Annotated in this window: 13 protein-coding genes; 3 read left to right on the top strand and 10 right to left on the bottom strand. The window is 60.4% G+C overall.

The annotated features are described in order from the left end of the window. The first annotated feature begins 18 nt into the window (after nucleotides 1-18). Entirely contained in the window at nucleotides 19-537 is a 519-nt protein-coding gene (locus tag FSY59_RS21945; protein WP_003053140.1) for a MarR family winged helix-turn-helix transcriptional regulator, read from the top strand. A gap of 97 nt (nucleotides 538-634) precedes the next feature. On the opposite strand, the gene phnX is transcribed toward FSY59_RS21945, so the two are convergent. From phnX to phnD, 5 genes are all read right to left on the bottom strand, one after another. Continuing rightward, entirely contained in the window at nucleotides 635-1498 is an 864-nt protein-coding gene (gene phnX / locus FSY59_RS21940; RefSeq protein WP_148729687.1) for a phosphonoacetaldehyde hydrolase, read from the bottom strand. A 60-nt stretch (nucleotides 1499-1558) separates the two neighbouring features. Beyond that, nucleotides 1559-2647, bottom strand: coding sequence for an iron-containing alcohol dehydrogenase PsrA (gene psrA, locus FSY59_RS21935; RefSeq protein WP_148729686.1), 1089 nt, complete (start codon nucleotides 2645-2647; stop codon nucleotides 1559-1561). A gap of 120 nt (nucleotides 2648-2767) precedes the next feature. Further along, nucleotides 2768-3604, bottom strand: a complete 837-nt coding sequence (gene phnE, locus FSY59_RS21930) for a phosphonate ABC transporter, permease protein PhnE (RefSeq protein WP_003053135.1) — start codon at nucleotides 3602-3604, stop codon at nucleotides 2768-2770. Beyond that, nucleotides 3601-4446, bottom strand: a complete 846-nt coding sequence (gene phnC, locus FSY59_RS21925) for a phosphonate ABC transporter ATP-binding protein (RefSeq protein WP_148729685.1) — start codon at nucleotides 4444-4446, stop codon at nucleotides 3601-3603. The genes phnE and phnC overlap by 4 nt, the downstream gene beginning before the upstream one ends. After that, nucleotides 4443-5318: a phosphonate ABC transporter substrate-binding protein gene (gene phnD / locus FSY59_RS21920; protein ID WP_148729684.1), complete on the bottom strand. Its 876-nt coding sequence runs from the start codon at nucleotides 5316-5318 to the stop codon at nucleotides 4443-4445. Before phnD ends, phnC begins: the two co-directional genes overlap by 4 nt. Nucleotides 5319-5487: 169 nt before the next feature. Between phnD and FSY59_RS21915 the strand changes: the two genes are divergently transcribed. Together FSY59_RS21915 and FSY59_RS21910 are read left to right on the top strand one after the other, a co-directional pair. After that, the gene (locus tag FSY59_RS21915) at nucleotides 5488-6423 is read left to right on the top strand and encodes a LysR substrate-binding domain-containing protein (RefSeq protein WP_003053125.1); all 936 of its coding nucleotides are present in this window, start codon (nucleotides 5488-5490) and stop codon (nucleotides 6421-6423) included. 175 nt (nucleotides 6424-6598) lie between these two features. Further along, entirely contained in the window at nucleotides 6599-7594 is a 996-nt protein-coding gene (locus FSY59_RS21910) for a tripartite tricarboxylate transporter substrate binding protein (RefSeq protein WP_148729683.1), read from the top strand. A gap of 330 nt (nucleotides 7595-7924) precedes the next feature. On the opposite strand, the gene FSY59_RS21905 is transcribed toward FSY59_RS21910, so the two are convergent. The 5 genes from FSY59_RS21905 to FSY59_RS21875 all read right to left on the bottom strand — a co-directional run bounded on the left by FSY59_RS21905 (nucleotide 7925) and on the right by FSY59_RS21875 (nucleotide 11650). Continuing rightward, nucleotides 7925-8812 (bottom strand): hypothetical protein, encoded by an 888-nt coding sequence (locus FSY59_RS21905; RefSeq protein WP_187427961.1) that lies wholly within the window; start codon nucleotides 8810-8812, stop codon nucleotides 7925-7927. Between the two features lie 255 nt (nucleotides 8813-9067). Then, complete coding sequence (locus FSY59_RS21895) at nucleotides 9068-9943, bottom strand: hypothetical protein (protein WP_187427960.1); 876 nt, start codon at nucleotides 9941-9943, stop codon at nucleotides 9068-9070. Nucleotides 9944-9989: 46 nt separating this feature from the next. Next, the gene (locus FSY59_RS21885) at nucleotides 9990-10538 is read right to left on the bottom strand and encodes a fimbrial protein (RefSeq protein ID WP_255439657.1); all 549 of its coding nucleotides are present in this window, start codon (nucleotides 10536-10538) and stop codon (nucleotides 9990-9992) included. Nucleotides 10539-10548: 10 nt separating this feature from the next. Beyond that, complete coding sequence (locus tag FSY59_RS21880) at nucleotides 10549-11058, bottom strand: fimbrial protein (protein WP_003053112.1); 510 nt, start codon at nucleotides 11056-11058, stop codon at nucleotides 10549-10551. A gap of 10 nt (nucleotides 11059-11068) precedes the next feature. Beyond that, nucleotides 11069-11650: a fimbrial protein gene (locus FSY59_RS21875; protein ID WP_148729677.1), complete on the bottom strand. Its 582-nt coding sequence runs from the start codon at nucleotides 11648-11650 to the stop codon at nucleotides 11069-11071. Between the last annotated feature and the right edge of the window lie 47 nt (nucleotides 11651-11697).

Raw genomic sequence — 11697 nt, 5'->3', positions numbered from 1 at the left:
CCCCACCTAGGGAAAACCATGACTAACTCTGCACTGCCAAACGCTGCCTCAGACAGCGCCAGCAGCCCCCCCTTCTTTCCACGCCTGGAGGTGGAAACCTTTCCCGGCCACGGCATACGCCGCCTGCAGCAAGTGGCCGTGGCCGTGTTCAGCCAGGCCACGGAAGCCTGGGGCGTGACGCCGCTGCAATTTGCCGTGCTGCAAAAACTGGTGCATCTGCCGGGCATAGACCAGCGCACGCTGAGCATGGAAGTGGGCTTTGACAAATCCACCATCGGCGGCGTGATCGACCGCCTGGAAGCACGCGGTCTGCTGTTGCGCCAGCACACGGCCAAGGATAGACGCGTGCGTCTGCTGTCCCTGACGCCCGAGGGCCAGGCCCTGCTGGCCGATGCAGGCCCGTCCGTGCTGCAAGCCCAGCAGCAGATGCTGGACCCGCTGAGCGAGACCGAACGCGAGCTCTTCACACAGCTGATGCGCAAGGTCATCGAGCATCACGAGCAGCTCGATCCCGAGGCGCAGACACCCGCAGGCTAAGCCCCCCCCGCAGAAAAAAGCCCCGGGCCGTCAGGCCTGGGGCTTGGCTTTTCCGGGCCGGGCTTGCGACCGGGTCTGCAAGCTCCAGAAGCGAGTCCTAGAACGGCATTTTTCCGGCGCGCATCTCGGTCGCGATCTGCACCAGCACAGCTGGCAGATCGGCCACGCTGCGCACCACGTAATGGGCTCCGGCCTTTTTGAGCTTGGCTTCGGCCACGGCGACACGGGCCTCGACCTCTTGCTCGGGCGCCCTGGCAAACTCCTGCACGCTATAGCCGACCTCGTTGCCCGACAGGCTCAGGCCCACGGTCCACATGCCTGCGCGCAGCCCCTCCTCGATGCCCGGCACGGTGTCGTCCACCTTCACGCAGGCACGCACATCGCCAACGCCCAGCGCCAGCACATTGGCCAGTGCCATGAAGGGGCCGGGGCGGCCACCGGCCTCCAGTTCGTCGCCTGCCACCACATAGTCGGGCTTGAGGCCTGCGCCTTCGGCCTGCGGCAGCAACTGGTTGAGCACCTCGCGCGGGTAACCCGAGCAGGAGCCGACCTTCAGGCCCTGGGCGCGCAGCCATTGCAGCGTCTGCACAGCGCCTGCTATGGGGGCCGAGAACTCGCCCACCTTGGCAATCTGCAGCGGCATGAAGCGTGCGTAGATGGCATCCACATCCTCGTTGGTCGGTGACCGGCCAAAAGCGCTGTGCCACTGCGCGGCAATGCTTTCATCCTGCAGCAGCTGGTGGATATGGTCCCATTTGGACAGGCCCATGGGGCCGCGTGCCTGGGCCAGGGTGATGGTGATGCCGAAGCTGGCAAAGGCTTCGACAAAAATCTGCGTAGGTGCGAGCGAACCAAAGTCCACCAGCGTGCCGGCCCAGTCGAAGATGACGGCTTGCAGCGGTGACAGATCGGCGGCGGGCTGGGACAGCACCAGAGTTTCAGCTTGAGCGATGGAGTTCATGATTTTTTCAGCGGTGGCTTAAAGAGGATGGAAAGCGGAAACCGGTTCAGGTTCCGGGACTCAGCTCAGAGAGCGAATGAAGTTGCGCCCGCGCGGACCGCTGGCGGCTTTCTGCACCATGGCGCTCCAGGCCTCGGGCGGCACGCCATAGTGGGCCGGATCGGTGGCAACGCCCAGCCCTTGCAGAACGCTGCGCAGACGCTCGACGGCCGCTGCAGGCGTGCCGGCATCGAAGATGGAGAGCAAGGCGGCATCGGCCACCGCGTCTGCGCCCAGCGCCATCTCCAGCACCATGGGCAGGCTGAACGAGCAGGCCAGGCCATGCGGCACGCCATGCTGCAGCGTGATGTCGTAGGACAGCGAATGCGCGAGCGCAGTCTTGGTGTTGGAAAAAGCCAGGCCGGCCATCAGCGCCGCCTCGGCCATCTCGTTGCGCAGCTGCGCGCTGCCCAGATCCTGCATCAGCGCGGGCAGCGTGGCCAGGGTGCGGCGCGCCGACTGCACGGCCAGTGCCATGGAGACCGGGTTGCGGTTCACGTTCCAGATGGATTCCAGTGCATGCGACAGCGCATCCAGCCCCGAGGCCAGGGTGGAGCCGGCCGGCAGGCTGGTCATCAGCTCGGCATCGATCACCGCGGCCTCAGGCCAGGTACAGGACTGGTGCAGCGAATACTTCTGGCCGGCGGCCTGATCCCAGATCGTGGCCCATGGCGTGACTTCGCTGCCGGTTCCGGCCGTGGTGGGGATGGCGATCAAGGCCTTGTGCCATCCCGCCTCCAGCTGGCCACCGTGCTTGAGCAGCGCCAGCAGGTCGGCAAACCGGCCTGAAGGCGTGTGGCAGATCAAGGCCTTGGCCGAGTCGATGGCGCTGCCGCCCCCCAGGGCCACGATCACGGGCACCTCGGCATGGTCACGCTGCACCTGCCCGTACAGCGGCGCCAGCCACTGCACATCGGGATTGGGAGCAATGCTGTCGATCACGCCGCGCAGTTGGGCTCCCAGCAGTTGGCGCATGCGCCGCACCAGGCCCAGGCTTTCGGCCTCGGGAAAAGTGACCAGCAGGCAGCTGCGCCCGGCCAGCAGGGCCGGCAGTTGATCGAGACTGTTGCGACCCACGCTGATATGCACGGGGTTGTGATAGGTCCACACGAGAAAGCCTTTTGACGTTTTTTGAGCGAAATCAGCCCTTGGCGCTCATGCAACAAGCGCTGACAGCTCATATTTTTGATTGATATAAGGACTGCGGCGCACACCGGCACCGCGGCGCAATCAGTGGCGAGCGCCCTGCTGTATGCGGCTGCGCAGCCAGTTCGATGCCATGTCGGCGGCAATCACCATCACCGTGATGACGATGATGCAGGTCGCGGTCTCCTGGTAGCGGAACAGCTTGAGACTGCTGACCAGCTCGAAGCCCAGACCGCCCGCCCCCACCATGCCGAGCACCGTGGCCGAACGCAGATTGACTTCGAAGCGATAGAGCACCACGGCGATCCAGGCGGTGATGACCTGGGGCACCACGCCAAAGGCGATGATCTGCAGCTGGCTGGCACCGGCGCTGCGTAGCGCCTGCAGCGGGCCGTCGTCGATCTCCTCGATCGCCTCGGCAAAGAACTTGGCCAGCATGCCCATGCCGTGCAGGGCCAGGGCCAGCACGCCGGGAAAGGGCCCCAGGCCCACGGCCGAGACAAACACCAGCGCCAGAATCAGCTCGTTGATGCTGCGGATCACATTGAGAAACTGGCGCGTGATGCGGCGCAGCCAATGCCAGCCGTGCAGATTGCCGGCCGCAACAAAGGACAGCGGCAGCGCCAGGATCACGCTGAGCAAAGTACCCCAGATGGCGATCTGTATCGTCTCCAGCGCCGGTGCCCACAGGCGCGGCAGCATGCTCCAGTCCGGCGGCACCGAGCGCGAGAGAAAGTCGCCGATCTGCGGCATGCCGCCCGCCAGCTCGCTCCAGCTCATCTGCGCGCCCGCAGCGCTCCAGTGCAGCACCCAGCCGATGGCCAGGGCCAGCGCGGCATAGCCCAGCCAGCCGCCCTTGCCTTGCGGGCCTGCGCCCGTCCATTGCCAGCGGTCTGGCTGTTTCAGGCTCTGACTGTTCATGGCAGACCTCCTACGACCACAGCGGGAGACATCGCCCCGGGCAGCCAGTTGCCGGCTGCGGTGCTGCTGACATGCAGCGCACCGCCCTGCTCTGGCGCATGTCCGGTGGGTTGCGGCTCGCCGCTGTAGATGGCGTTGAGCGCGGCCTCGTCCAGCATGGCCGGCACGCCGTCGAACACCATGCGTCCCTGCGACAGGCCGACGATGCGATCGCCAAACTCCCGGGCATAGTCGACCTGGTGCAGATTGCAGACCACGGCAATGCCCAGCTCGCGTGTGGCATCGCGCAGATACTGCAGCACGCTGCGCGCGGTCTTGGGGTCCAGGCTGGCCACGGGCTCGTCGGCCAGAATCAGCTGCGGCTGCTGCGCCAGGGCACGGGCAATGCCCACGCGCTGCATCTGCCCGCCCGAGAGCGCCTCGGTGCGCTCATCGGCCTTGTGGGCCAGACCCACGCGCTGCAGGCATGCGTCGGCCAGCGCGATATCGCTTTGCCTGAACAGCTGCAGCACCGAGGCCAGCGTGCCGACCTGGCCCAGCCGCCCCGTGAGCACGTTCTTGCGCACCGACAGGCGCTGCACCAGGTTGTGGTGCTGGAAGACCATGGCCACATGGCGGGCCAGCTCACGGCGCGAGTGCCTGCGCATCAGATCGATGCCGCCCACCTGCAGCTGGCCGCTGTCGGGCTGGTTAAGCCCGTTCATGCAGCGCAGCAAGGTGGACTTGCCCGCGCCCGACAGGCCCAGCATGACCACGAACTCGCCGGCCTTCACATCCATGTCTATGCCATGCAGCACATGGTTGCTGCCATAGCTTTTGCGCAGATTGCGGATGCTGATCATTTCATCTTCCCGAGGTCCAGGTTCAACGCCTTGGCGGTCTGGCGCACCACGTCATAGGCCTGATCGTTGGTGGGCGCAAAACCATTGAGCTCGCCACGGTCGCCCCAGGGCAGACCCTTGATCTCGGCCAGTGCCGCAGCCACTTTCTTCTTGGTGGCTTCGTCCAGATTCCTGCGCCAGGCCATGGGCGACTCGGGGATGTCCTTGGAGCGCCAGATGACCTGGAAATCCTCGGCCTTCACATGGCCCTTGGCGACAGCCGTCTGGAAGATGGGATCGGCCACGGCCGCCGCATCCACCTTGCCGTTGGCCACGGCCATGATGCTGGCGTCATGCGAGCCCGAGAAGATCACGCGCGAGAAATACTTGTCGGTATCGATGCCCTCGCCCTTGAGGCCGGCCTTGGGAAACAGATGGCCCGATGCCGAGCTGGGATCGACAAAGGCAAAGGTCTTGCCCTGCAGCTGGGGCACGGTGCCCAGGCCCTTGTCCTTTTTGCTGATGATGATGCTGTTGTACGAGCTCTTGCCGGACTTCCTGGCCACGGGAATGGCGAAGGCCTCGGCATTGGCCAGCTGGCTGGCCAGCACATAGGAGAAGGGGCCGAAATAGGCCACGTCGATCTTGCCCGAGCGCATGGCCTCGATCACGCCGTTGTAGTCATTGGCCACAAAGGGCTTGATCTTCAGGCCGGTCTTGGCGGCCAGCTGCTCCATCACCTGCTGGCTGGCGCGCATCATGGCCTGGGCATCCTCGGAAGGGATCAGGCCCACGCGCAGCTCGGTGGGCTGCTGCGCCATGACGCCGGTGGTGGCGGCAAGCGTCAGGCTGGCGGCTGCGGCCTGCAGCCAGGTTTTGCGGGTCATCGTCATGGATTTCATCCTTTGCAAGTGCGTCTGTAGAGTGCGGCTGGGCTTCCGCCATCGCACCGTCATTGCAGTGCGTTGACGCAAATATTAGGGACGACATATGACTGTCATGTGAAGGTTTCAGAATCAGTTTTGACAGCTTCCATAGATCAAACCTTGAGATGACATTTGCATGAGCACCGCCCGCTACCGAGCTTTTATCGCCGTGGCCCAGCAAGGCAGCCTGAGCGCCGCCGCCCGCGCTTTGGGCCTGAGCCAGCCCACGATCTCCAGCCAGATCGCCACGCTGGAGCGGCAAAGCCAGATCGAGCTCTTTCATCGCCAGGGCTATCGCATGACGCTCACCGGTGCCGGCCACAGGCTCATGACGCTGGCACAGAAACTGCTCGCGCTGGAGGCCGAAACCGAGTTCTTTCTGCGCGACTCGGGCCAGCTCAACCAGGGCGAACTCAAGATCGGCGCCGTGGGGCCGTTTCATGTGATCGAGATGGTGGCGGCCTACAGCGCCCGCCATCCCGGCATGAAGCTGTCGATTCGCATGGGCAACTCGCAGCAGGTGCTGCACGATCTCGAGAACTACACCACCGATGTGGCGGTGCTGGCCGGTCTCTATGACAGGCCCGAGCTGCTGGCGCGCGAATATGCGCGCCACGCCATCATCCTGTTTGCCCACGTCGATCACCCCCTGGCAAGGCGCGAACAGGTCGAGTTGGGCGAGCTGCACGGCCTGCCGCTCTTGCTGCGCGAGCAAGGCTCGACCACGCGTACCGCCATCGAAAAAGCGCTGCAGGCAGCCGGCGTGAAGCCCCGCACCCAGCTGGAGATCGGCAGCCGCGAGGCCATACGCGAGGCCGTTGCGCGCGGCCTGGGCATCGGCGCCGTGTCCGAGGCCGAGTTCATTGCCGACCCGCGCTTTCGGCCCGTGCGCATTGCCGGAGACCCGGCCAGCACCACCACCTACGTGTATTGCATGAAGGAACGCAGTGAAAGCCTGCTGGTGCGCTCCTTCCTCAAGGCCATTGAAGATAGCGGGGGCCCCCATCTGCCCGCTGTCCGGCAGACCGCTCCAAAACCCTTGATAGCCCCAACAGCCAAGAAGCTGGCGTAATTCGTCAAACCCTCTGCCCGCCTTGCGCCGAGAATTTTTGACAGTGCAGCGGAGAAACTGAGTCCCTGGCCGATGACAGGGCTGCAGATTCGCCCCAGGCAAGGCGCTCTGCACAGAGCCTGCATGGACGCGGCAAATCGGCTGCCGGGCAGTCAAAAAAAAAGAGGAGACAAAGATGAAGCAAACCCTGCAATGGAGGGCTGTGGCCCTGGCAACCAGCCTGAGCCTGAGTGCAGCCGCCATGCCGCTGACAGCCCATGCTCAGCCAACGGCCTGGCCGGCCAAAACCATACGCCTGGTGGTGGGCGGCCCGGCCGGCGGCAATGCCGACTCGCTGGCGCGCCTGCTGGCCGACGGCATGCAAAAACAGCTGGGCAAGCCGGTGATTGTCGAATCCAAGCCCGGTGCCGCCGGGGTGCTGGCCGTCAACGACCTGCTCGCCAACGGCAAGGACGCCCACACGTTCTTGCTGATCCAGGGCGGCATCGTCAGCGAGACGCCCCTGGCCTACAAGGTCAGCTACCAGCCTTTCAAGGATCTGAAGCCGCTGGCCCAGCTCAGCCGCAACGGCCTGGTGCTGATTGCCAACAAGGACTTTCCGGCCAGCAATCTGCAGCAGCTAGCCGACTACGGCAAAAAACAGGCCGACGGGCTGGACTTTGCCTCCTATGCCACGGGCATGCGCGGCCATACCTCGGGCATGCTGCTGGGACAGTTGCTCAACATCAAGATGAAACACCTGGGCTACAAGGGCTCTCCTCCGGCGCTCAGCGACCTCATGGGCGGCCATGTGCCGCTGATGATGGACGGGCTCACCACCGCCCTGCCCCTGATCAAGGCCGGCAAGGTCAAACCGCTGGCCGTGAACTACCCCACGCGCATGGTGCAGCTGCCCGACGTACCCACCTTCAAGGAACTGGGCTATCCACAACTGGCCGAGGTGAGCTGGTTCGGCGTCTGGTCGCGCCCCGATATTCCTGCCGATGTGCAGGCAAGGGTCAGAGAGATTGCGCTGCAGTATTTCAGGCAGCCGCAGGTCGAGAGCAGGCTCAGGGAGATGGGCATGGAGCCGGGCACCGACGCCAGCTCGCAGGCACTGATGGACGAGTTGCAAAAGGCCTTCCAGCGCCAGCAGGCCTTGCTCAGGTCCATCGATTACCAGCCCCAGTAATCCGTCCAGACGATAAAAATGCCGCAGTCAACCCCGACTGCGGCATTCAGAGCCGCCAACACCCCCTTTGATACATGCTTGCTTCGCCTTGCCGTACCTCTGGACGACCTGCGGCCTTGCGCTTCGTCTCGAGCAAAAAACCACGGTTTGCGGGCCGCATCGGCGAGTCTGGTGCCAATAGGAAAATGCAGTTTGCTGCCACGCTCCATGCGTGGAAAGCAGTGGTGTGTACGCCCCCCACCAAGGCGGAACATTGAGAGCATGTCAGACAGACTATGCGCAGTCTGCAACAGGCTGTCCCAATCTCTCATGCCCGCCGGGCCCGCGCAATTACTCGATATTAATCAACAACGTGGTCGAATTTCCATAATTCGAAGGCATCGGGGTGCCTGACGCACTCAGCACCGACTTCAGCCTGAAGGTACGAGAGCCGTTAATTGTGGCTCGCCTCGGGTTCTGCCCGTCAATGGTAATCAGGGAAGAAATCGATCCATCGCCAAAGAAGATGACATTTCCACCGCCGGTATACACCGAGACCGTTACATCTGGCGAGCATGAAATATCCACGTCCATCTCTTTCACATTGCCGTTCACCTCAAGAGGATTCAGACTTCCATGATCGAGCAGGAGTTCCGGCGTGTCTATGCTGCAGGTTGCATTCACGGTCGTCGGAAAACCCGTGTAGCAGGTCCCAGGAACAATCCCGAGAGCTGTCGCAGGTCCTGTCTCAGTCTGCTGAATTGCTGTGCACATCTGCAGACGCCTTATATTTTGGCCAAGGGCAGACAGAGTATTTATATAAAAGTCCGCCGTTCCAGAAGTACCTTTTTTTTGTATCCATACATTCCCAAGACAGGAAAGCCTCCATTGGCTACCCTCCAAGCATTGGCGATAGTCATTCTGGCTTGTAATACTTGCGACGGGAAGCGGTATTCCGACATAGCTGTTGCTCATGTTAACCTTCATCTGAGGATCATTAGTATCGCGAAAGCCGATCCCGAGGTTGAATGTGCCTGTACTCGACAGGCCATCCGCCACTGGTATCATCCCCCAATTTATTCGAAATCTATGCGTATTGTCGGGGGCCACCCCGAGGTATAGTACGCTGGTTACGGCTGGCATATATGCAGTTGCGGCTTGCGCCGCAGCCGCGCCAAAGAGCAAGCCCACCACAACCAATCTACTGATGACCCAAGTCCAAATCGATGACTTTTTCATATTAATTCCTATATAGAGGCGCAAGGCCTCACTTAATGCTTCGAATCTATTGATATTCGAAAGTAAACGATGGCAAAAACACGGTTTGCAGACCGCATTGGGAAATCTTGTGCCAATAGGAAATGCAGTTTGCTGCCACGCTCCATGCGTGGAAAGCAGTGGTGTGGACGCCCGGACCATTGAGAGCATGTCAGACAGACTATGCGCAGCTGCAACAGGTAGTCCAAATCTCTCATGCCCGCCGGGCCCGCGCGATTACAGGATATTAATCAGCAACGTGGTCGAATTGCCGTAGTTCGAAGGCATCGGGGTGCCCGACGCACCCAGCGTCGACCTCAGCTTGAAGGTACGAGTTCCGTTGATTGAAGCTCGCCTCGGGTTCTGCCCGTCAATGGTAATGGTGGAAGAAATCGATCCATTGCCAAAGTAGACGACATTTCCACCTGCCGTAAACAACGACACATCTACGATGTTGGGAGTACATGAAATATCCACGTCCATCTCTTTCACATTGCCGTTTACCTCAAGAGGGTTCAGACTTCCATGATCGAGCAGGAGTTCCGGCGTGTCTATGCTGCAGGTTGCATTGACCGCAGTGGGAAAGCCGGAGTAACAGGTCCCGGGAATGGGTCCGGCAGCAACCCCTTCCCCTGACTCTGTTCGCTGTGCCACCGCACACATCTCTATATTCTCTATCGCCTGGCCAAGCGGGGACGCTGTAGTAATGGTAGTTCTTACCGTACCGGAGTAGCCATTGCGGCTGATAAACAGGTTTCCCACACATGCCAGATTATAAGTACCACCAATATTGCACGCATTTGCTTCGGCACTTCCGTTGCAAAGGTACGCATAAGGAAATCCACCGCTGAAGTTGTAAAGAGTACCGCCATTGCGTTTGTCTTTCGTCCCCATGCTTAAATAGCATATCCCTCGAGACAGCTGCATATCAGGTACTTCAATAATGTTCCAGGTGACATCAAAAGCCCAGGAACCACCCATGGCTCCGCGATTCACCACACTGGTCACTGCTGGCACCTTGGCCATCGCGGCTTGCGCCGCAGCAGCGCAAAAGAGCAAGCCCACGACAACCAATCTACTGATGACCCAACTCCAAATAGATGAATTCTTCATATTAATTCCTGCATAGAGGCGCAAGACCTCACATAATGATTCGAATCTATGGATACTGGAAAGTAAATGTTGCCGTCGCCACAAAGGGGCCTGGAACAATCGTCTTGTTCAACACCGCCAGGCTCTCCCCCTGGACATAGGCAGTGAAATGGAGATCGTTGCTACCAGCATTCAGCGGCAATGCCGAGGTTTGCGTATTGATGGGCAGCACCCCGGCTGCATTTTCAATGGCGATGGCCACTCCGCGTGTGTCCCCCCCGGTATCCAATGCAAGCAGGCCCGGCAGGGATACATTTTCGCTGCCGCTGAATTTCACTTTCACGGACGAAGCCAGCCCGGCATCGCAATCATCGAGATGAATCGTAAAAGGCTTGGAATCGCTGCGACCGGTCTGATAAAAATCGTTCTGGAATATCTGCCCCAAATCGACTTTCAGATCCTCATCAGCGGGGCGAAGCGTACAGGGCGCATTGATCAAGTTGCCTTTAAAGGTCGCACCTATGCCGTCCAGAGCCGACGCTGGCAGCGCCATGCCGGCCATCAGCAACCCGAGTGCAAAAGCCGCCAGTGAATGGATGTATTTCAATCTTTGCATTTGAATCTCACTAATCATAGGTGGCCAGAATCTGAGCCGAGGCACTGAATGCCTGGGCCGGAACGGAGGACGTAGTGACAGCCGGATCGAGCACCGGGGTCGCAAAAAATTCCAACATCCCGCTGGCCGCGCTGCTGCTCGCCACCACGCCCGAGTTCAACGGCAGCGGAACTCCCCCGAACTCCAGCGCGATACCCAGTGCAGGAACACCGGTCCTCAGCGCACTATTGGAGAATATGGCCGGCGTCCCCGTGACCTCGAAAGTCACGTGGGTAGTGTTATCGCATTGGATATCTAATTGGACGCTCTTTCTGCCATAGCTCGTCCCGTTGATATTGCGAATAATCAGGTCCTGAAAATCGACGACCAGCGGATTTCCTTGATTGAGAACGCAAGGTGTCGCGGCCGACAGGCTTCCTGAGAATTTGACATAGGCAGCACCGGGCGCAGCATGCAAACTTGCCAAAGGAGACATCACGATGGCTGCACAAAGACTTGCAAATATCTTTCTTGAATTCATCTTTGGCCCCTTAGACATATTCCAAAACCAGTGTCGCATTGGCGTTGAACAGGCCTTCCGTCAGGTTAGATCCCGCTCTTCTGACCGGAACTGCCGTAAAAGACGGCCCAGTCACATACTGCCCTGCGCCCCCGCTATACTGAGGATCGAACACAATTCCCGTGCCTACCGGCAGCGCCACGCCACCCTGACGAATCTCAATGGCCAGATTATCCTGGTCAGTCGCCAGCAATCTATCTCCGAAACTGGCATTGGCACCAATGAACCGGATTTTCAATTGGGTATAGCCAGTGGGGTTATCGCAATATATCTGATAGGGGATCGGCTTTTCATGCTGCGACCCATCAATTTGCGACATAGGCAAAGAGGTACCAAAGTTCACCTTGATTTCGTCCGACCCCGTCAGGTCGGTCACGCCGCAATACGGCGTTGCATTGACTTTAAATCTCACCGTGACGGTTTGAAAACTGGGTCCGGCCGAAGCATTTTCGATACCAGAAAAGACAAGTAGCGACACCACCAACGCATTGAGGCAGGAAATCCCTAACCAGGACCACCGCTTGGGTTTCGTCGATTTTCGGAACTGAGTCATATATATATACGCCTAGAAAGGGAATTGCTGTTCAATGTGGCAACGAG

The sequence above is a fragment of the Comamonas sp. Z3 genome (genome assembly GCF_008121565.1).
In the GTDB taxonomy this organism is placed as follows: Bacteria; Pseudomonadota; Gammaproteobacteria; order Burkholderiales; family Burkholderiaceae_C; genus Comamonas; species Comamonas brasiliensis.
The sequence above is the reverse complement of the archived record's forward strand: the minus strand, read 5'-3'. Positions and strand labels throughout refer to the sequence as shown.

What these genes read in the sequence shown, in the direction of transcription:
- FSY59_RS21945 (WP_003053140.1), top strand. Translation starts at nt 19, where the DNA reads ATGACTAACTCTGCACTGCCAAACGCTGCCTCAGACAGCGCCAGCAGC.
- FSY59_RS21905 (WP_187427961.1), bottom strand. Translation starts at nt 8,812, where the DNA reads ATGAAAAAGTCATCGATTTGGACTTGGGTCATCAGTAGATTGGTTGTG.
- FSY59_RS21895 (WP_187427960.1), bottom strand. Translation starts at nt 9,943, where the DNA reads ATGAAGAATTCATCTATTTGGAGTTGGGTCATCAGTAGATTGGTTGTC.
- FSY59_RS21915 (WP_003053125.1), top strand. Translation starts at nt 5,488, where the DNA reads ATGAGCACCGCCCGCTACCGAGCTTTTATCGCCGTGGCCCAGCAAGGC.
- FSY59_RS21885 (WP_255439657.1), bottom strand. Translation starts at nt 10,538, where the DNA reads ATGCAAAGATTGAAATACATCCATTCACTGGCGGCTTTTGCACTCGGG.
- phnX (WP_148729687.1), bottom strand. Translation starts at nt 1,498, where the DNA reads ATGAACTCCATCGCTCAAGCTGAAACTCTGGTGCTGTCCCAGCCCGCC.
- phnE (WP_003053135.1), bottom strand. Translation starts at nt 3,604, where the DNA reads ATGAACAGTCAGAGCCTGAAACAGCCAGACCGCTGGCAATGGACGGGC.
- FSY59_RS21880 (WP_003053112.1), bottom strand. Translation starts at nt 11,058, where the DNA reads ATGAATTCAAGAAAGATATTTGCAAGTCTTTGTGCAGCCATCGTGATG.
- phnD (WP_148729684.1), bottom strand. Translation starts at nt 5,318, where the DNA reads ATGACGATGACCCGCAAAACCTGGCTGCAGGCCGCAGCCGCCAGCCTG.
- FSY59_RS21910 (WP_148729683.1), top strand. Translation starts at nt 6,599, where the DNA reads ATGAAGCAAACCCTGCAATGGAGGGCTGTGGCCCTGGCAACCAGCCTG.
- FSY59_RS21875 (WP_148729677.1), bottom strand. Translation starts at nt 11,650, where the DNA reads ATGACTCAGTTCCGAAAATCGACGAAACCCAAGCGGTGGTCCTGGTTA.
- phnC (WP_148729685.1), bottom strand. Translation starts at nt 4,446, where the DNA reads ATGATCAGCATCCGCAATCTGCGCAAAAGCTATGGCAGCAACCATGTG.